The 18,351-nt window shown below is 55.6% G+C and carries 16 protein-coding genes; 12 read left to right on the forward strand and 4 right to left on the reverse strand.

Annotated elements, in window-relative coordinates; all coding sequences use genetic code 11:
• Positions 1–29 precede the first annotated feature (29 nt).
• Positions 30–1,241, reverse strand: coding sequence for an ABC transporter ATP-binding protein (locus ABVF61_RS30615; RefSeq protein ID WP_353997408.1), 1,212 nt, complete (start codon positions 1,239–1,241; stop codon positions 30–32).
• 373 nt (positions 1,242–1,614) lie between these two features.
• On the opposite strand from ABVF61_RS30615, the gene ABVF61_RS30620 reads away from it, so the two are divergent.
• Entirely contained in the window at positions 1,615–1,860 is a 246-nt protein-coding gene (locus ABVF61_RS30620) for a hypothetical protein (RefSeq protein WP_353997409.1), read from the forward strand.
• Positions 1,861–1,906: 46 nt separating this feature from the next.
• Here ABVF61_RS30620 and ABVF61_RS30625 read toward each other — a convergent pair whose 3' ends face one another.
• The gene (locus tag ABVF61_RS30625; RefSeq protein WP_353997410.1) at positions 1,907–2,566 is read right to left on the reverse strand and encodes a GntR family transcriptional regulator; all 660 of its coding nucleotides are present in this window, start codon (positions 2,564–2,566) and stop codon (positions 1,907–1,909) included.
• A 212-nt stretch (positions 2,567–2,778) separates the two neighbouring features.
• On the opposite strand from ABVF61_RS30625, the gene ABVF61_RS30630 reads away from it, so the two are divergent.
• The 7 genes from ABVF61_RS30630 (at position 2,779) to ABVF61_RS30660 (ending at position 10,934) form a co-directional block, all read left to right on the forward strand.
• Entirely contained in the window at positions 2,779–3,999 is a 1,221-nt protein-coding gene (locus tag ABVF61_RS30630) for a mandelate racemase/muconate lactonizing enzyme family protein (protein ID WP_353997411.1), read from the forward strand.
• 36 nt (positions 4,000–4,035) lie between these two features.
• Positions 4,036–5,976, forward strand: a complete 1,941-nt coding sequence (locus ABVF61_RS30635; RefSeq protein WP_353997412.1) for an ABC transporter substrate-binding protein — start codon at positions 4,036–4,038, stop codon at positions 5,974–5,976.
• 118 nt (positions 5,977–6,094) lie between these two features.
• Positions 6,095–7,078, forward strand: a complete 984-nt coding sequence (locus tag ABVF61_RS30640; RefSeq protein ID WP_353997413.1) for an ABC transporter permease — start codon at positions 6,095–6,097, stop codon at positions 7,076–7,078.
• Complete coding sequence (locus tag ABVF61_RS30645) at positions 7,075–8,217, forward strand: ABC transporter permease (RefSeq protein WP_353997414.1); 1,143 nt, start codon at positions 7,075–7,077, stop codon at positions 8,215–8,217. Before ABVF61_RS30640 ends, ABVF61_RS30645 begins: the two co-directional genes overlap by 4 nt.
• Positions 8,207–9,241: an ABC transporter ATP-binding protein gene (locus tag ABVF61_RS30650; RefSeq protein WP_353997415.1), complete on the forward strand. Its 1,035-nt coding sequence runs from the start codon at positions 8,207–8,209 to the stop codon at positions 9,239–9,241. The genes ABVF61_RS30645 and ABVF61_RS30650 overlap by 11 nt, the downstream gene beginning before the upstream one ends.
• Positions 9,234–10,217: an ABC transporter ATP-binding protein gene (locus ABVF61_RS30655; protein ID WP_353997416.1), complete on the forward strand. Its 984-nt coding sequence runs from the start codon at positions 9,234–9,236 to the stop codon at positions 10,215–10,217. Before ABVF61_RS30650 ends, ABVF61_RS30655 begins: the two co-directional genes overlap by 8 nt.
• Before the next feature lie 72 nt (positions 10,218–10,289).
• Positions 10,290–10,934 carry a sulfatase-like hydrolase/transferase gene (locus ABVF61_RS30660; RefSeq protein ID WP_353997417.1) on the forward strand — a complete coding sequence of 215 codons (645 nt, stop codon included), beginning with the start codon at positions 10,290–10,292 and terminating at the stop codon, positions 10,932–10,934.
• On the opposite strand, the gene ABVF61_RS30665 is transcribed toward ABVF61_RS30660, so the two are convergent.
• A complete protein-coding gene (locus ABVF61_RS30665; RefSeq protein WP_353997418.1) occupies positions 10,862–11,311 on the reverse strand; it encodes a hypothetical protein in 450 nt (149 codons plus the stop codon). The two genes, ABVF61_RS30660 and ABVF61_RS30665, sit on opposite strands and share 73 nt — an antisense overlap.
• A gap of 342 nt (positions 11,312–11,653) precedes the next feature.
• Positions 11,654–12,718, reverse strand: coding sequence for a DUF475 domain-containing protein (locus ABVF61_RS30670; RefSeq protein WP_353997419.1), 1,065 nt, complete (start codon positions 12,716–12,718; stop codon positions 11,654–11,656).
• Between the two features lie 215 nt (positions 12,719–12,933).
• Here ABVF61_RS30670 and ABVF61_RS30675 point away from each other — a divergent pair, with 215 nt between their 5' ends.
• From ABVF61_RS30675 to ABVF61_RS30690, 4 genes are all read left to right on the forward strand, one after another.
• Positions 12,934–14,676, forward strand: a complete 1,743-nt coding sequence (locus tag ABVF61_RS30675) for an SMP-30/gluconolactonase/LRE family protein (RefSeq protein WP_353997420.1) — start codon at positions 12,934–12,936, stop codon at positions 14,674–14,676.
• A gap of 123 nt (positions 14,677–14,799) precedes the next feature.
• The gene (locus ABVF61_RS30680) at positions 14,800–16,359 is read left to right on the forward strand and encodes an ABC transporter substrate-binding protein (RefSeq protein ID WP_353997421.1); all 1,560 of its coding nucleotides are present in this window, start codon (positions 14,800–14,802) and stop codon (positions 16,357–16,359) included.
• A gap of 100 nt (positions 16,360–16,459) precedes the next feature.
• Positions 16,460–17,371: an ABC transporter permease gene (locus ABVF61_RS30685; protein ID WP_353997422.1), complete on the forward strand. Its 912-nt coding sequence runs from the start codon at positions 16,460–16,462 to the stop codon at positions 17,369–17,371.
• Positions 17,372–17,378: 7 nt separating this feature from the next.
• The gene (locus tag ABVF61_RS30690; protein ID WP_353997423.1) at positions 17,379–18,350 is read left to right on the forward strand and encodes an ABC transporter permease; all 972 of its coding nucleotides are present in this window, start codon (positions 17,379–17,381) and stop codon (positions 18,348–18,350) included.
• The last annotated feature ends 1 nt before the right edge of the window (position 18,351 follow it).

The following is an 18,351-nucleotide window of genomic DNA, read 5'->3' on the forward strand; positions in this document are numbered from 1 at the left end:
TTCCTCCCTGGAAATGCCGCTTCGCGGCTTCAGTTTTCAGATGTTAAATTCTCTTCCAATGTTCGGCCTGTTTCCGGATGGAAGAAATGCAGACGCTCGCAATCAATCGCGAGCCGTGCCTTCTGACGGGTCTTCACGCGCGATCGGGACGAGAAACGGCAGACACAATTTGCGCTGATCCCACCTTGAGCCTGGAAATCGACTTTACTCAGATCCCCATCGTCATCTTCGACTTCCTTGAGGGATTTCGCTTCGAGCATGACATGAGCCATGTGGTCCGATCCGAGCGATTCAATCAGGGCAACGGAAGCGTCCAGACATTGGTCCGCCGGATGTCCGGACTTCACCTCGGCGTCTTCGATGTCTTCAGGCCGCACACCAAGCACGACCTCACCGCCAGCTTGCATCCGCAGCTGTGGGCAACGCAGTCTGACGCTTTCTGGTATCTTCAGATCCTGTTCTCCGAAGCGGGCAAACAATGTTCCCTCGCGATCCAGTAGACTAATCCTGAACAGGTTCATTGCCGGAGACCCGATGAAGGCAGCGACAAACGTGTTTGCGGGATGGTGATAGATCCGGTCAGGGGTATCGACTTGTTGCAGGACCCCGTCGCGCATCAGCGCCACTCTGTCACCCATGGTCATGGCTTCAACCTGGTCATGAGTGACATAGATGGTGGTCACTGCCAGCTGGCGCTGGATCTGCGCGACCTCAGAACGCATTTTGACGCGGAGTTTGGCGTCCAGGTTGGAAAGCGGCTCATCCATTAGAAATACCGAGGGTCGGCGAATAATCGCACGGCCCATTGCAACGCGCTGACGTTGCCCGCCAGATAAGCATGCGGGCTTCCTTGTCAAAAACGGCTCAAGTTGAAGCGTCTTGGCGACATCTTTAACCCGCTGTCGGATTTCATTTTTTGGAACCCTGGCGATCTGCAAGGGAAACGCAATATTGTCGAACACCGACAGATGCGGGTAGAGCGCGTAACTTTGAAAGACCATCGCGATATCCCGGTCCCGGGACGCAAACTCGTTGACAATCTGATCACCTATCTGGACCTCGCCGGTGGTGATGTCCTCAAGGCCTGCAATGAGCTTGAGCGCCGTAGATTTCCCGCACCCGGACGGCCCCACTAGCACGAGAAACTCTCCGTCTGCGATTTCGAGATTCAGGTCGTGAAGCGTCGCGGTATCAGTCCCCGCATACTGTTTTCCCAAGTTTTTGAGGATCACTCTGGCCAACGTTCACCTTCTCAGATCGGATGACAGGCTGATTATTTATGGAAATTTTATACACGAAAATCACCATTTACAATATCAAAACTAAAAAATAAAATATTATTTATATGCTTTTGTAGCATTATTTTTTGATTGAGTCAGGACGTGAGACTCGAAAACTGCGACGTTCGATACTTACTTAAGTGATTGGATAAATTGCGTTTTTAGCGAGGGGTGGCCAGCGTTGAGTATGGAAATTCTACTGCCTGACTGGTAGCATTTTCGGTTGCGCAGATTGTGCCTAATCTGTGCCGGGGAAACTAAGGTAAACCTGTTGAGGAAGTGTGCCACAACGCCGAAATCAGTGATGCGGTCTTCCATGTTTGGCGCGTACGCTATGGCGACATTGGACCTGTTGCGGCAGGGAGATTATCTGGCGGTCTTGCCAAGCAGCTTCCTGAATTCGGAGAACGGGCGCGGGCTTGAAGTCGTTGAGACGGATCTGCCTGCCATCAGATTTGCTTCGGGTACGATCTATCGTCGAAGCCTGGAGGCAAATCTCGCGATGCAAATGTTGCTTGAAGTTGTGCAGGGGCAAGTGGCCACATTTTCGAGCTGGGAGCCGGGCTTCCTGAAACCCTGAGGATGCGCATTGATGTGCGGGTTGTAATGTTCGGGCCGATTTAAGCCTAAAGTCCGAGGGCCCGCATCTGCTGTGACATTTGTGTAAAAGAGCCGGAAACATGCTTGTTTATGGCAGCCTCGGCCCGGGCGGCGTCGTTGGCGTTAAAGGCAGCCAGGAGCTCTCTGTGCTCTTCCATGATGGCCTGATAGCGAACGGGGCTTATGCGCAATTTCGCGGCGTGGACATTCAGTGCGGTTCGGAGCTTTTTCCAGAGATCCGCGGCGACCTGATTGTAGTGCTGGCGGCAGATTAACCAGTGAAATTCCAGGTCCAGTTTGCGGAACTCTATCAGGTCCGCAGACGGCAGGGCTTCAACCTTGCGCTGGATTTCTTCCAGCTCCGCAATCATTTCCGGCTGCGCGTAGTCTGCAAACCAGGTCACGAAATAGGGTTCCAACAGCTGCAACACCTCGAAGATATTCTGGATGGTGTTGGCATTCGCCTGTTTGACCACGGCCCCCCGGTTGGGGTGAATTTCGACGAAACCCTCTCCTTGCAGCAGTCTCAGAACTTCGCGCACCGGACTGGTGCTCACGCCGAAGCGCTTGGCAAGTTCTGAAACCTTGAGCCTTTGTCCAGCCTCTAGCTGGCCGGTTGAAATCTCGTTGAGGACAGCTTCGTAAAGCGAGGCCTCTTGGTCTTGAGATTTGTTGAAAGCGTTCATGTCTTTCCTCTGACCAGCGCCGTCTGCCAGTTCTAACTATCAATCTGTGGACGCCTGCTCAATCCGTATTGATGCAATTTTTGTCGTTTTATTCGCGAATGCGCCTCGGAACGTGCCTGAAATTTTACATAAAATCGATGATAATAAAAAAATAGTCGACGATTTTTCGATTATGATGTTATAAACTTCAAAACAAAGGAGAGGTGCACAGGATGACAGAGGCTTCGAAAGTGATTGACTGCGAGCTTCCACCAGCCCCCAGAGGCTGGGAAGATCGCGCTGCCAGAATCGCGTCGATCACGCCTCACATCGTGCGCGTGGGTAAGCGCAACCAGCTCCTCGTGAAGCTGGAGACGGAAGACGGTCTTTATGGATGGGGGGAAAGTGGCCTCTCCGGGCGGGAAGTCGCGGTTTCCGCGGCAATCGACCATTTCGCTGCCTTCCTGCTGGGGCAGGATTCACGGCGCATTGGCCGGATTTGGCAGGAGTGTTACCGCAGCCAGTATTTTGAGGGTGGCCGCGTTCTGACTGCCGCAATGTCCGCAATCGATATTGCGCTTTATGATGTGCTTGGCAAACGGTTGAACGTTCCTGTCTACCAGCTCATAGGCGGCAAACAGCGGAACCACGTTCCCTCCTTTGCGAGCACAATGGGGGCGACACGTGACGAGATCCTGCAACAGTCGCGCGAGCTCGTGATGGCAGGGTGGGACTGTATCCGGATCTACCCCTCCAATTTCAAAGACGATGAGACCTTCGACCCGAAAGCGGGACTGGGAGACGTGGCGGGAGATCTGATCGCACTCAGGAAGGAGTTCGGCCACGCCATCACGCTGGGGATAGACATGCATCACCGGCTTAGCGTGGCCGAGGCGGCAAGTTTCTGCGCCATGCTGCCTCCGGGGACACTGGATTTCCTGGAAGAACCAATCCGAAGCGAAGCGCCGGAGGCGTATGCCTCTTTGCGCCGGATGACCAGCATTCCCTTTGCTATTGGAGAAGAATTTGCCTCCAAGTGGGCAGCGGCACCATTTCTTGAGCAAGGGCTGACGCAATATATGCGTCTCGATATCTGCAATATCGGCGGCTTCACGGAAGCGCTCAAAGTGGCCGGCTGGGCAGAGCGGTTTTACATCGATCTGATGCCGCACAATCCCCTGGGGCCAGTTTGCACAGCAGCGACGGTGCATCTCAGCGCCGCAGTCCCGAATTTCAGCTGGTTGGAGACCCGTCAGTCCCCTGTTGAAAATCTCGGTTTTCACGATCCGGACCTGTTCCCCGTCCAGCCTGAACTTGCAGGTCCTAACTACCTGATCCCGGAAGGGCCGGGCCTCGGGGTGGAAGTCGACGAAGAAGCGATCTCCAGCCAAAGCCCAACTCCCGTTGAGGCCCCTCATCTGAGGCGCCCGGATGGTTCAGTCACCAACTGGTGACCGGCCGAACTCTCTTTGCTGATAGAGGAGGAGCAAATGAGTCAAAAAGGAAATCTGAAGTCTGTTCTGATCGGTGGTGCCGCAATGGTGACACTGGCTCTCGTCCAACCGGGGCTTGCCTGGTCGGCGGATTTCAAGGAAGCGCCGCAGTTGTCCGAAAAGGTAAAAGCGGGCGAATTGCCGGCGGTTGAAGACCGGCTTCCCAAAACACCGCTTGTCCTGGAGCCGGTGACCAGCGTCGGCGAATATGGCGGCACGCTGCGCAGAGCCATTCTCGGAGGAGGAGATCAGCACAATATCGTTCGTTTGATTGGCTCTGAAAATCTTGTGCGCTGGAGCCCCGACTGGGCGACGATCGAGCCGAACATCGCAGAGACTTTTGAAGTCTCCGACGACGCAACGACGTTTACCTTCAAATTGCGCGACGGCATGAAATGGTCGGACGGCGAGCCTTTTACAGCCGACGACATCATGTTCTGGTACGAGGTCCTGCTGGATGAGCGCCTGACGCCGACCAAACACCCGAATTTCGTCGGAAGCGCAGGTCCTGTGAAGGTCACCAAAATTGACGACACGACAGTGGAGTTCAAATTCGAAGAACCCAACGGTCTGTTCCTTCAAAACATGGCCTATGGATTTGGGTACTATGTCGTCAACTATCCGAAGCACTATCTTTCCCAGTTCCATGCCGATCACAATCCGGATGTCCAAAAACTGGTCGACGCCGAGCCGGCCGCGGCTGACTGGGTGCAGCTGTTCAATCTGAAGGCCGGGCCGATGCATACGCCTATCTTCTGGCAGAACGCGGACAGACCGACGTTGCACCCCTGGCATCTGGTGAACGGATATGGCGCTACGGAGCGTGTCGTCGCAGAACGCAATCCTTACTTCTGGAAGGTCGACCCGGACGGCAAGCAGCTTCCCTATATAGACCAGATCACCTGGGATCAGGTTGAAGACGTGGAAGCCATTCTGCTGAAGGCGTTCAACGGCGAGATTGATTATATGGCGCGCCATATCGGACGGCCCGTCAATCTGGCAGCGCTTACGGACAACAAGGAACGCGGCAAGTACGACTTCTATCAGGTCGGCGATATTCCAGGCAGTCAGACCGCACTGATGTTCAATCTGAACAATGGCGATCCGGTCAAAAACGGGATTGTAAACAACCTGGAGTTCCGGCGGGCGATCAGTCATGCCGTCGACAGGTCCGCGATCAATGACATCGTCTATCTCGGTGCCGGAAATCCGGTGCAAACAGCGCCGCATCCCCTGGCACCATTCTACAATGCAGAATGGGCGAACCATTCGACGAGCTATGATCCTGAAAAGGCCAACGCCTTGCTTGACGGCATCGGTCTGGACAAGAAAGATGCCGAAGGCTACCGGCTCGGTCCGGACGGTGAGCGTTTTACACTCGTTTTCCTGGTCGCGGATGTGTTCGGCTGGCAATATCCCGATGTGATGGAGCTGGTTGCTGGTTATGCCAAGGATGTGGGTCTCGACTTTCAGGTCCGTGCAAGCGACCGGTCGCGGCTATTTGAAATCGTGAGCTCGGGAGAGCACGATGCGTACATCTGGAACTGCCCGGGGGGGCTGGTGGATGCCTATGCGAACCCGGATTGCTATCTGCCGCGCGGGCAGGCTGTGTTCTGGGCGCCGAAATGGGCCGCGTGGGGGGCTGACCCCAGCACAGGAGAGGAGCCGCCGGAAGAGATCAAGAACCTGTTTGAGATCTATCGCGGCGTGACCTCGACAGCTGATCCGGCAAAGCAGGAGGAGGCCCTTGTGGATCTGATCGACAGCGCCAGCAAACAATTGCTGACAGTCGGGCTGATCCAGAGCAACGGGGCCTTCGGTATCGCAAGGAACAATCTGCGGAACCATGTCGATCCGATGCCGATTGCCGGTCAGTTGTGGACGCCTGCACCCTATACGGCGCAATTCTACTTCGAGGGCGGGGATAACCTTCCGTGAAGTGACACTTCGCCCGGCCATCTTGCGGCCGGGCGTATTGCACCGCGAGGTTTGCCCTGTCCTCCGGGCGACCTCGCGGTTCTCTTTCCACGCAAAATCCCTGACGGGCTCTTAGAACATGCTTGGGTTTTTATACCGACGCCTGCTTTACATGATCCCGACCGTTTTTCTGGTTTCGGTCGTAACATTCGTGATCATCCAGTTGCCGCCCGGTGACTATCTGGACACTCTGGCCGCCGAGCTCAGCGATTCAGGCGGGCTCGACGAAGGCACGATGCAGGCGCTGAGAGACCAGTATGGGCTCGGGCAGCCGATGTATGTCCAGTATTTCAAGTGGATTTCGCAAATCCTGTTTCATGGAAACTTCGGGATCTCATTTGAAAAGAACATTCCGGTGAATGACATCATCTGGGACAAACTCGGGTGGACCTTCGCGATTTCGTTGCTGACACTCCTGTTCATCTGGATGACCGCCCTGCCCATCGGCATCTATTCAGCCGTGCGCAAATACTCTGCGGGCGACTATATCGCGACCTTTTTGGGCTTCATCGGGCTGGCGGTGCCCAATTTCCTTCTGGCGTTGGTGATGATGTATGTGGCGTTCAAGTATTTCGGCCAGAGCGTCGGTGGCCTTGTCAGTCCGCAATATATCGGCGCCCCCTGGACGCTGGACAAATTCCTGGACCTGCTCGCGCATATCTGGATGCCCATTGTGGTGGTCGGCACGTCCGGTGCTGCGGCCTTGATCCGCATCATGCGGGCCAACCTGCTGGATGAGCTCTATCGGCCCTATGTGGTAACGGCCCGCGCCAAAGGCATGTCGGAGTTTCAGCTTTTGCTGAAATACCCGGTGCGGGTTGCGCTCAACCCGTTCGTTTCAACGATCGGCTGGATCCTGCCGACGTTGGTGTCCGGGGAGATCATCGTCGCGGTTGTCATGAACCTGCCGACGACCGGTCCTCTGCTTCTGAGGGCGTTGCTCGTTCAGGACATGTATCTGGCTGGTTCTCTCATACTGCTGGTCAGCATCCTGACCGTGATCGGCACGCTGGTTTCGGACCTGCTGCTGGCATGGATCGATCCAAGGATACGTTATCAATGAGCGTCGATACTATGCTTGAGCCGACAGATACGAATGAGGAGCGCACGCCCGAGCTGTTGGGACCCTGGGCTCTGATGTGGCGCAAGTTCCGGCGTCACCGGGTGGCCTATGTCAGTCTGTGGATCACCGGGTTGATCTACTTCATGGCCCTTTTCGGCGATTTTCTGGCTCCGGAAAAATTTGACGAAACCAACCGGCGGGGCATCTTCGTGCCGCCTCAGGGGATCCACTTTCTGGTTGAAGGTGAAGATGGCGGATCGTCGTTCCAGTTGCATGCAAAGGCACTGAAGATGCAGGTGGACCGGGCGACCATGCGGCGCAGCTATGTCGAAGACCCGACCAAGATCATTCCCCTCGGCTTCTTTGTCGAAGGCTACGACTACAAGGTCCTCGGTCTTGTCCCGTCCAATGTGCATTTTTTCGGTCCAAAGAACCCCAAGGACATTGTCTACTTCCTCGGGTCGGACAGGCTTGGCCGGGATGTTCTCAGCCGTATCATCGTCGGTACGAAAATCTCCATGTCCATCGGCCTCGTCGGGATCGTTGTCTCACTTGTGATCGGGGTCTCGCTGGGGGGGCTGTCCGGATATTACGGTGGCTGGGTCGATACGCTCATTCAGCGCCTTATCGAGTTTCTGCGCTCCATTCCCACGATACCGCTCTGGATGGGACTTGCGGCGGCCATTCCGCTCGGATGGCCACCGCTCAGAACGTATTTTGTCGTGACAATCATCGTGTCCATGATCGGCTGGACGAGCCTGGCACGTGAGGTGCGTGGCAAGTTCCTGTCCCTGCGCAATGAGGATTTCATCACGGCTGCCCGGCTGGACGGTCTGACCGACTGGGAAATCATCCGCAAGCACATGGTGCCATCCTTTTCCAGCCACATCATCGCCTCGTTGACCCTGGCCGTGCCGTTGATGATCCTGGCGGAAACCTCACTGTCGTTTTTGGGCATTGGACTTCAGCCGCCGATCGTTTCATGGGGAACGCTTCTGAAAGAAGCGCAAAACATCCGTTCGATCATCGAAGCGCGCTGGCTGCTGATCGCGCCGGGGTCAATGATCGTCCTTGCCGTCTTGGCACTTAATTTCCTGGGGGACGGCCTTCGCGATGCCGCAGATCCACATGCCCATTGATCCCACACCTGCCGGCAATGGCCAGGATCCGCTGGTCGAAATCCGCGGCTTGAAGACCCACTTCTTCACCGACGACGGCGTGGTCAAGGCCGTTGAAGGGGTCGACCTCGACATTTTTGCAAACAAGACGCTCTGTATCCTGGGAGAATCCGGGTGCGGCAAATCGATCATGGCGCGCTCGATACTGCGAATTGTCGATGCTCCCGGACGGATTGTCGAAGGAAGCATCGTCTATCGGCCCGGAGATGGGCGTTCGATCGATCTTGCGAAAGCCAGACCGGGATCAAGACAACTCCGGGAGATCCGTGGTCAGGACATTGCAATGATCTTCCAGGAGCCGATGTCGTCGCTGGGGCCGATCACCAAGATCGGGAAGCAGATTGTCGAGACAATTCATCTGCATCGCAATGTCACCAAATCCGAGGCCAGGGAGCAGGCGATAGAACTGCTTGATAAAGTGGGCATTCCAAGGCCCGCGGAACGCTTTGAGGCGTATCCCTTTGAGCTGTCCGGCGGGATGCGCCAGCGCGCGATGATTGCCATGGCCCTCTCATGCCGGCCCCGTCTTCTGATCGCGGATGAACCGACCACTGCACTTGATGTGACGACCCAGGCACAAATTCTGGACCTGATCGCTGAGTTGAAGGAGGAACTGGAAATGGGCGTCCTCCTGATTACGCACGACCTTGGGGTGGTTGCGGAAGTCGCGGAAGATGTGGCGGTCATGTATATGGGCAAAGTGGTCGAAAAGGGCGATGTGTTTTCGATCTTCGAGGAGCCACGCCATCCCTACACAAAAGCGCTGATGCGGTCCGTCCCCAAATTGGGCATGGAACGGCAGCATCGGCTTCCGGCCATCAGAGGCATGGTGCCACATCCCTTGGCACGCCCGTCCGGCTGCGCTTTCCGGACGCGGTGCGACAGCGTTGTCCAAGGTGTGTGCGATGCGCGCGAACCGGAACTTCAGCCGAGCGGCACCACCGAGGTGGCCTGTTTCAGGTGTCAGGAGGATACTCATGTCTGATGCGATCCTCCAGGTTCGGGACCTCAATATGCATTTTCCGGTTGGCGGCGGGTTCTTTGGCCGTCCGACGGATGTGGTGCGCGCCGTCGACGGTATCAGCTTCGACGTATTCCGGCAGGAAACCTTCGGCATCGTCGGTGAAAGCGGCAGCGGCAAAACGACGCTCGGGCGATGCATCATGCGGGTTCTGAACCCATCGTCCGGTAGCATTGTGTTGAGGCGCAAGAAGGGCGGTGAAGTCGATCTTTGCCAAAGCAGCGCGGCTGACCTGCGCGATGTCTGGAAGGACATGCGTATGGTGTTCCAAGACCCGCAGTCCTCCCTCAATCCACGACTGCGGGTGCTCGAGATTGTCGGCCAGTGTTTGCGCAAATCCGAGAACCTGAGCGGGCAGGACCTGGCCGACCGGGTTGCCGAACTGCTTCGCCAGGTGGGCTTGAGACCGGAATTTCTGATGCGCTATCCAAATGCGTTTTCCGGCGGTCAGCGACAGCGCCTCGGCATTGCCCGGGCCCTGGCAACCCGTCCGGAGCTCATCATCGCGGACGAGGCGGTCTCGGCTCTTGATGTGTCCATTCAGGCGCAGATCCTCAATTTGCTGCAGGATCTCCAGGACCAGTTCGATCTGACCTATGTCTTCATTGCCCATGACCTGGCGGTCGTTGAGCATATCTGCGACCGGATTGCCGTGATGTATCTGGGACAAGTCGTGGAACTGGCCGAAACGCGGGAGCTTTTCCGCGCTCCAAAGCATCCCTATACACGCGCTCTGTTGGAAGCCGTGCCTGTTCCCGATCCACGCAAAAGACGCCAGACACGCAAGCCGGTGAAATTGGCTGATGGAGGGATTTCCTCTAAGGGCTGCCGTTTTGCCGCCCGTTGTCCACACGCAAAAGATCTTTGCCGGAACGAGCCACCACCTGCGCGCCGCGTTGCCGGTGCGGATGTGCTTTGCCACTTCGCGGGTGACATCTGACCAACACCTGGACGAGCCCCGACGGCTGGCCGCAAGCGCATCACGAGGATGCAAGAGAGGAATGCTGTTGCCATGACAACACTTGGTTCGCCCGCAAGGAAGCCCAACGTCCTGCATATATCGACAGATCAGCAACGCGGGGATTGCATCGGTCTTGATGCCCGGGGTGTCAGAACGCCGAACATTGATCGGATCGGCAAGCAGGGGGTGCGGTTTTCAAAGTGCATTACACCCCATCCCATGTGTCAGCCGGCGCGCGCATCGATCTTGACCGGAAAATTGCCCTATCCGCATGGGGTGAGGGACAACGGCCGAAACCTGGATGAGAAAATCGGATCGCTTGGGCTGGCCAACGTCTTTGCCGAAGCGGGTTATGACACCCGTTTCATCGGCAAGGCTCATTTTTCGAGCAACGAAACCTTCGCCCCGACGGGCTCTCCGGAGTGTTATCACAGCACGGCGGATTTTCCTGCAGACTGGGGCGGCCCTTATTTTGGCTTTCAGCAGGTCGACCTGATGTTGCGCCCGCATCATCATTGCGGCTGGCAGGATCCGCCCTTTACGCTCCACTATGAACACTCCTTGACATCGACTGGGTCGGGCGCGTTCGGTGGCAACGGATCAAGGAACAGCTCCAACTGCTCTCAGCGCATTTCCAGGCCTGGCGGTCTGCCCACGAACCGATGTGGCATTTCTCGCATGGATCTCGTTCCCTGATCGCATCCGCCCTTCCCAAGGCCTGGATCGTAATTCCTCCGTCTATGATGAGGGCCTGTCACAGGCTTTTTCGATTTCAAGGTTAGGGTTTCCGGTTCCTCTTCATTGCTGGAGAACTCCAGCCACCATCCACCTACGTTAGCAACACCAGCAAGGCGGCCTTTGGAGGCCTTCAAGTCATCCGCTGCTAAATAGACTTTATTGGTGATTTCAAGCACCTTGCCAAAGGAGGCTGCGCCAGGCTCCGTGATCATGAAATCCTGGATATCGACTCGCCGGCCCGCATGGGATGGTCGGGTTGCCCCGACCATCCCATGATCGCTGTCCTTTGACATTTTTGGTTGCGGTTCGGCGCGTATTTTGCATATGTCCGTCATCTGATTTCAGGTGTTCCAGGGAGCAAAATCGCTGAATCTCTGGCAGGGAACTTCTGCGTTTTGGCATTTACAGATCGTTGCCTTTCTCTATGAATTGGACTGCTTCGACAACGCTAGGCAACTGCTTCGTTCCCCGCTAGGAGCAGCATTTGAGAATTGCCTTCGCCAATGTCGGTAGTCAGACCATCGACCAGCTGTCTTGTCGGTTCACTGCCTTTGCAGAGCCGGCCACCAATGTAATTTACGGCTAACTAGACAACATCAGCTACGACGGCCTGGTCGCGGCTCTGACGGGCAAGTTCCTCGAGAAATTCTATAATGTCATTTATCGCATAAGCGCGGTTATCCCGGCGTCTTGTCGCCGGTATCTACCGGGGTACGGACGGTTACCCTCACAGAGCTCAGGTAACCAAGACCGATGAGAGCGACGCCGATCAGTCCGATCACAAGTTCGGGTACATGCGTGACAGATTGCAGTAGGAGAGCGAGCGAGAGCACGAGCACGGAATAAAAGGCTCCGTGTTCGAGATAGCGGAATCTAGCCAGGGTTTGCTTGTCGACAATCATGATCGTCAGCGCACGCACATACATGGCGCCAATGCCAAGTCCAATTGCAATCAGAAACAGGTTGGTCGTTAGGGCGAACGCTCCAATAACACCATCAAACGAAAAACTTGCATCAATGATTTCAAGGTAGAGAAAGCCGCCAAGGCCGGCCCGGGCACCCGATTTGGCCATTTCCGAAGCACTCTGATCCAGGATCTGAGCGAGGGCGTTCACTGCTGTAAATGTCAACATGCCAAAGATGGCTCCAATGACAAAACGAGTGGTGTTCTCCTCCGCTTGCAGCAGTGCGAAACCCGCTACGACACACAGCACCAGTAGCATATCGAAACCGCGGATTTTGCTGCAAGTGACCATTCCGGTTTCAATGTTTTCTACCCAGTGCACCTCCTTTTCTTCATCGAGAAAAAACGAGAGAGCAACGAGTATCAGAAATGTGCCTCCGAAGGCACATATCGAAATCTGGGCTTCTGCAATGACGTTCGCATAGTCGTCCGGACGGCTGATCGCCAGCACGATTGCTTCCAGAGGGTTAATCCATGCAGCAATTGCGACAACTGCCAGCGGGAAGACTATCCTCATCCCAAAAACTGCAATCAGGATCCCCCAGGTCAGAAAGCGGCGACGCCACACATCGTCCATAAGCTCCAAACGGTTGGCGTTGACGATTGCATTGTCAAAGGAGAGTGAAATCTCCAATGCAGCAAGAATGAGTGCTGACAGGACAAATGAAATATGCTCCATCGGGGTATTGGTCGCGTAGTGCCCATAGATGGTGGCTGAAACAAGCCCTGCGATCGTTACGGCTATCGGCCATTTCAGGTAACTCCGGACTGCGTCCATCAGTGTTTGTCTCCCGCCGAGGTCCTCTTGCAGCCGACGCGATTTAGCGTTTTTGAAGCTGCTGCTGCCGGAGGGGAGACATAAAGTCTTATTGCCCAAGAGGGGGCAGTTGGAAATTTCTGTTCCACTGAGTGGAATAAACAGGAAGAATTCGGGACAAACTACCCTTATGTTTTAAAAGCTGGTTTTAAGCGGATAGTCCAAGGAGGGAGGTCTTGTCAGAGCGGTCTGGCGAAGCCCGGCTATTGTTGCGGGGACTTCGGGTGGTTTCCGAGATCGGAAAATCTGAGCGTCCGATTTCCTTTCGGCAGATACAGGAAGCGACAAATCTGGCGAAAGCCACTTTGTCTCGCATTCTGGCGGCCTTGCGAGAAGACGGCTATGTGAGCCTGGACAGTTCGGGAAAGGCCTATGTTCTCGGGCCGGGCATGCTTGATATCCTGTCGATTTCCCAAGAAAGAGTAAGCGATCGATCATTTAACAAGGCTGAGCTTCAGCGCCTGGCGGATGAATTGGAACGGTCGATCTGGTTCTGGCAGGTTGAAGGCACCACAATTCGTCAAGTAGAGCATTTTTTGCCCTTCAACCTGGCGCCCGTTTCCGAAGGCTCAGGCAAAATCGCAAAGCGGCTGGACAGATCGGCCGCTGGCATAGCCGTGTTGTCCACCATGGAAACCGGCAAGCTAACATCAACGCTTTCAAGATTCTCCGAAACAGAGCACCCGGCCACCGAGGGCGTTTCCCTTTTGCTGGGGTTCGCAGCCGCGACCGGATTTGTGACGCGCAGTTCAGGCACCGGTGTTTCAACCGGCACCACTGCAGCTCAACCTGCGACGGAGTTGGCTGCTGCAATAACAGATTTGGAAGGTGTGCCTTGGGCGGCGATCTCTACAAGTTGTCCGGTTGCGGAAGTTTCGGACACTGAATGCTACCAGATCGGGCGCAAACTGGCCTTTGCTGCGTCTCAGATGTCCACGGGGCCGACAATCGGTCCGCGAAAGAAAGATGTGGGCCAACGTGTTCTGCGTCGTTCAGACGTTGCCGGCAAAGAGGTGGCCATTGAAGTTCTCAACCCGGATACATTTGACATGGTTGGATCATCGCCATGTTGGGACGCAGACCAAGACCGGCTTGTTTGGATCGACAGTTTGGGCGGAGCGATCAATTGGCGGTCACTTGGAAGTCATAGCCGAACAGATGGGCCGCCGCGCGGTTCACCTGCCGGTAGGTTGCCCTATGACGAGTTGCCTGGTGCAATTACACCCTATTCGGATGGAAACGCGATCGTTGCTTCTAGGGAAGGTATTTGCTTGATCGACTACCAGCGAAACAAGCGTTCGGTTCTTTCCCATCCTGAAAAAGATGAAGCGCTCCGCAAATTCTCTACGGCCAAAGTTGGCCCCGAAGGCCGTCTCTGGGTGGGCACATTGACGCCGTTGCCAGTCGAAGGGTTCCGGCAGGGGATCGTCTACACACTTGCGCGGGACGGTGTTGTAACAAAGGTACTGAACCTGGAAAGGGGGCCGAAGGGACTTTGTTGGAGCCCTGACGGCAGTCATCTCTTTGTGACCCAAGCCGGTTCCAAAACCATCTTGCGGTTTGAAGTCGATGAAGATACCGGACTGCCTGTGCATCCCCGCAGATTTGCAAGACACACCGGCGAGGGAACTCCGAACGGTCTTGAGATCGATCGAGAGGGATGTGTTTGGGCGGCAATCTACGGGGGGTGGCAGATCGCAAGATACGATCCTCAAGGCAGGCTTCTTCAGCAAATTGACCTGCCGGTGCCGTTGCCGACCGGGCTCTGTTTTTGTGGCCAGAATAGGCAGGATCTTTTTGTCACGACATGCCGATTGCATGTTCCTCCCGAAGTGCTTCTCGATGCGTCTTCTTCCGGTGCCGGTTTGCTGATTTCAACTGAGACAGCAGGCCTTCCGGAACACAAATTTCGAATTTAGTGAGCAAATTGTTTCGCTAGGCGGAACAAAAACTGGCGCTTCTTTTTCCAGCAAAACACATTGGATAAGTTTCTTGAGGACGGCCGGTAACCAAAGATCTGTGCTGTCCTTGGGAGGAAAAAAATGCCAACTAAATCCATTCTGAAGAGCTCCGGAGTCGCTTTGTCCTGCTGTTTCCTCACAGCAGCTTTCATCGGCCCGGTCACTGCCATTGCAGGTGAAACAATCTCGGTTGCAGCGCTCGTCGAGCCGCCATCGCTCGATGTCGCAAATGCGTATAATGCAAACAGCCGGACCGTGTTGGGAAACGTCTTTGAGGGCCTCGTTGGCCGAGATGGCGTCACAAATGAATTTGTGCCGGAGCTGGCGACTTCCTGGAGGCAGATCGACGACAATTCCTGGGAATTCACAATTCGCGAAGGTGTTCAGTTTCACGACGGATCTGTTCTCGATGCAGCAGGGGCGGCAGAGGCACTCGCCTGGGTTTGGAGCAAAGAAAACGGTTTTCAGATCAGGGCTCTCGGCGGACCTGAGATGACCTTTGAAGCCAATGGCGACACGACGCTCGTGGTGCGTACAGAAGCGCCGGACCCGTTGCTGCTGACAAGAATGTGGCAGACCTATATCCCGTCGGCGGACCATATTCGAAACCATCCGGAGGAATGGGGGCAGGTTGCGGTTGGCACTGGGCCTTACAAGGTAAAGGACTGGACCCGCGGGACTTCGATTACCCTGGAAGACAACGAAAACTGGTGGGGCTATGGGGCAAATGATGCCTATGGTGAGATCCAGTATGAAGAAGCTACCTTCCTGTTCCGTCCGGAAGCCTCTTCCCGCATAGCAACCTTGCAGGCCGGCGAAGTGGATTTTGCCGAACGTCTTCCAGGTGAACTCTGCAAAGCGACCCTGTCAGAGCATTGCATTCAAAGTCCGGACACGACGTCTACTTATTTTCGTCTGGACAGCACCAACCCGGTGCTTGGCGACAAGAGAATACGGCAAGCACTCTCTTTGGCGATCGACCGGGAAACGATCGGGGAAGTGTTGCTTGGTGGTGCGGCAACTGCGACCATGATCGTCGGCCCAGCCGCAACCGGTTACAATCCCGAGCTCCCGCCGCTTGCCTTTGACATGGACAAGGCGAAGGCATTGGTTGCAGAAGCCAAGGCCGATGGCGTTCCCGTGGATAGCACTCCATTGAAAATGGCGACAATGTCCGGTGGTTTCATCGGAAATGCCGAAGTAATGGAAGTCGTTCTTGAATCACTCAAGCAGATTGGCATCACAAATGTGACGGCCGAGGTGCTGGAACGTGGACCGGCCTGGAAGGACGTCTTCATTCATGCCCCGCGTCCGACCGACCCGGCGCGTGGACTGATCGCGCTCCACAAGCACACAAATGACCCATACGATTTCGCTTCGACTGTTGGTGCTTTCTATACATGTGAAGGGCGCCTGTCTGTCGCTTGCAACCCTGAAATTGACAAGCGGTTGGCGGCAGCGGTCACCCTGACCGGCCCGGAGCGCCAGGCTGCGCTCGCCGAAATCGGTCAGATCACTTACGAAGACCTTTGGTATGTACCGCTTCATCACGAAGTCAGATTTCATGGAATTTCAGACCGGGTTGAATTCAATCCGCCGCTGCATGCCGGCGTTCGTTTGACGGACATCAAGCTGAAATAAGGCTCCTCCCTGGCACGGGGAAAGCGCTCCGCATCTCACGTCAAACTTCGGTAGACTGGTGCGGAGCGTTCTATTTCTGAGGCCCTTCAAGGAAATCAACATGCAGCAATATGTTCTGCGCCGCCTGTTTCAGTCGATCTTTGTTGCAGCTGCGGTGCTTGTGCTGGTCTTCTTTGTCGGGCACGTGATCGGCGACCCGGTCGAGCTTATGTTGCCAGACCAGGCTTCTGCCGAGCTGATCGCTGAAACGCGCGCCAAATTTGGCTTCGATCAACCATTGTCCGTCCAGTTTGGCGAGTTTGTCCGTCGTGTGATGAGCGGATTTGGCGACTCCTTGTGGCAGAAAGCGCCAGCACTTGAAATCGCCCTGGATCGGATAGTGCCGACTTTTTACCTGACGATGTGTGTGCTTTTGCTGTCCCTGCCAATGGCGCTGCTGCTTGGAACACTTTCAGCATATTACGTCGGTACCTGGATCGACAAAGCCATAACCGTATTCACACTTGGCGGCATTTCGACGGTGGATTTCTGGCTAGGGCTACTCTTGATCATTGTTTTTGCCATTACGCTCGGGTGGTTGCCGACATCCGGATACGGGTCCTTCGAGCATGTCATCCTGCCAGCGCTCGCACTGTCTTACCGCTCCATTGGCCGCATGGCGCAAATCACGCGAAGTGCGATGATTGACGAATATGCCAAGCCCTACATTCACGTCGTGCGTGCCAATGGAATGCCGGAATATCTGGTTTTCGGACACGCGCTGAAAAACGCCTCCATTCCTATCTTGACGATCGCAGGCGATGAGATGGCCATGCTTATGGGGGGCGCTATTGCAGTTGAAACCGTCTTTGCCTGGCCTGGAATCGGCAGGTTGCTTGTCCAGGCCATCTATCACCGGGATCTGTTTCTCATTGAAGCTGCGGCCTGCGTCATCGTGCTGGTGATTATCTTCGTCAACCTCGTGATCGACCTTGCTTATGCCTGGCTTGATCCGAAACTTCGTTACGAGTGAGCTGCGGATGTCGGTAACACAACAGGCAGGCCCTGCTGCATCCAATTCGAGCCAGAATTTGGAAAAAGCAAGTGATCTACCGGTCAGACCCGGGCTGGCGCAGTTCCTTTCAGCCCTGGTTCGCGATCCAGTGACGTTCCTGGCCCTTGCGTTCATGCTTATTCTGGCACTTTTCACTGTCTTTCCAGAATGGTTTGCGCCCTATGAACCGACGGCGCAATCTCTTCGAACGCGGAATTCGCCACCGCTGACCTTCCCGGCAGACGGCCCAGTGCATCTCTTCGGAACGGACACGCTGGGACGCGATATCTTCAGCCGCATCGTCTATTCAGCACGCGTTTCGTTGCTTGTTGCCTTCTGCGGCGTGATCGCCTCCGGGTTGCTCGGGATTTCACTTGGGGTCGTGTCCGGCACGCTGCGCGGGCGCACCGACGACATCATCATGAGGTTGGCCGATCTTCAACTCGGCTTTCCGTTTTTGATGCTTGCTCTTCTGGTGCTCTACGCACTTGGTCCCAGCCTTGCCAATATCATCTTGATTTTCGCCACCGTACGCTGGCCGGTCTATGCCCGTGTTGCCAGGTCTTTGGCCATGTCTTTGCGCGAAGCTCCCTTCGTGGAAGCGGCCCGTTCTCTGGGAGCATCAAACGCAAGGATCATCTATCACCACATTCTGCCGAATATGTCGTCGCCTCTGATCGTTCTCGCTACGACCGAAGTCGCAAAACTGATCCTTGCCGAGGCAACCTTGAGTTTTCTGGGTCTTGGCATTCAGCCGCCGGCGAGTTCCTGGGGTCTGATGGTGGCAGCTGGACGGGATTATGTCGCTCTTGCCTGGTGGCTTGTTGCGTTTCCCGGGCTCGCGATTTTCCTCACGGCACTCAGCGTCAATCTGCTTGCGACCTGGCTGCGTGCGGTGACGGACCCCGTCCAACGGTGGCGCTGGCTGCGTCCGCGAAAAACAGAGGAGGAGGGGTGAT

The sequence above is a fragment of the Roseibium sp. HPY-6 genome, from assembly GCF_040530035.1.
GTDB lineage: Bacteria > Pseudomonadota > Alphaproteobacteria > Rhizobiales > Stappiaceae > Roseibium.

Excerpts from the sequence above, each read along its gene's own strand:
- ABVF61_RS30650 (WP_353997415.1), top strand. The coding sequence starts at position 8,207 with ATGCCCATTGATCCCACACCTGCCGGCAATGGCCAGGATCCGCTGGTC.
- ABVF61_RS30665 (WP_353997418.1), bottom strand. The coding sequence starts at position 11,311 with ATGACGGACATATGCAAAATACGCGCCGAACCGCAACCAAAAATGTCA.
- ABVF61_RS30660 (WP_353997417.1), top strand. The coding sequence starts at position 10,290 with ATGACAACACTTGGTTCGCCCGCAAGGAAGCCCAACGTCCTGCATATA.
- ABVF61_RS30630 (WP_353997411.1), top strand. The coding sequence starts at position 2,779 with ATGACAGAGGCTTCGAAAGTGATTGACTGCGAGCTTCCACCAGCCCCC.
- ABVF61_RS30685 (WP_353997422.1), top strand. The coding sequence starts at position 16,460 with ATGCAGCAATATGTTCTGCGCCGCCTGTTTCAGTCGATCTTTGTTGCA.
- ABVF61_RS30645 (WP_353997414.1), top strand. The coding sequence starts at position 7,075 with ATGAGCGTCGATACTATGCTTGAGCCGACAGATACGAATGAGGAGCGC.
- ABVF61_RS30635 (WP_353997412.1), top strand. The coding sequence starts at position 4,036 with ATGAGTCAAAAAGGAAATCTGAAGTCTGTTCTGATCGGTGGTGCCGCA.
- ABVF61_RS30620 (WP_353997409.1), top strand. The coding sequence starts at position 1,615 with ATGGCGACATTGGACCTGTTGCGGCAGGGAGATTATCTGGCGGTCTTG.
- ABVF61_RS30680 (WP_353997421.1), top strand. The coding sequence starts at position 14,800 with ATGCCAACTAAATCCATTCTGAAGAGCTCCGGAGTCGCTTTGTCCTGC.
- ABVF61_RS30670 (WP_353997419.1), bottom strand. The coding sequence starts at position 12,718 with ATGGACGCAGTCCGGAGTTACCTGAAATGGCCGATAGCCGTAACGATC.
- ABVF61_RS30625 (WP_353997410.1), bottom strand. The coding sequence starts at position 2,566 with ATGAACGCTTTCAACAAATCTCAAGACCAAGAGGCCTCGCTTTACGAA.
- ABVF61_RS30690 (WP_353997423.1), top strand. The coding sequence starts at position 17,379 with ATGTCGGTAACACAACAGGCAGGCCCTGCTGCATCCAATTCGAGCCAG.
- ABVF61_RS30655 (WP_353997416.1), top strand. The coding sequence starts at position 9,234 with ATGTCTGATGCGATCCTCCAGGTTCGGGACCTCAATATGCATTTTCCG.
- ABVF61_RS30640 (WP_353997413.1), top strand. The coding sequence starts at position 6,095 with ATGCTTGGGTTTTTATACCGACGCCTGCTTTACATGATCCCGACCGTT.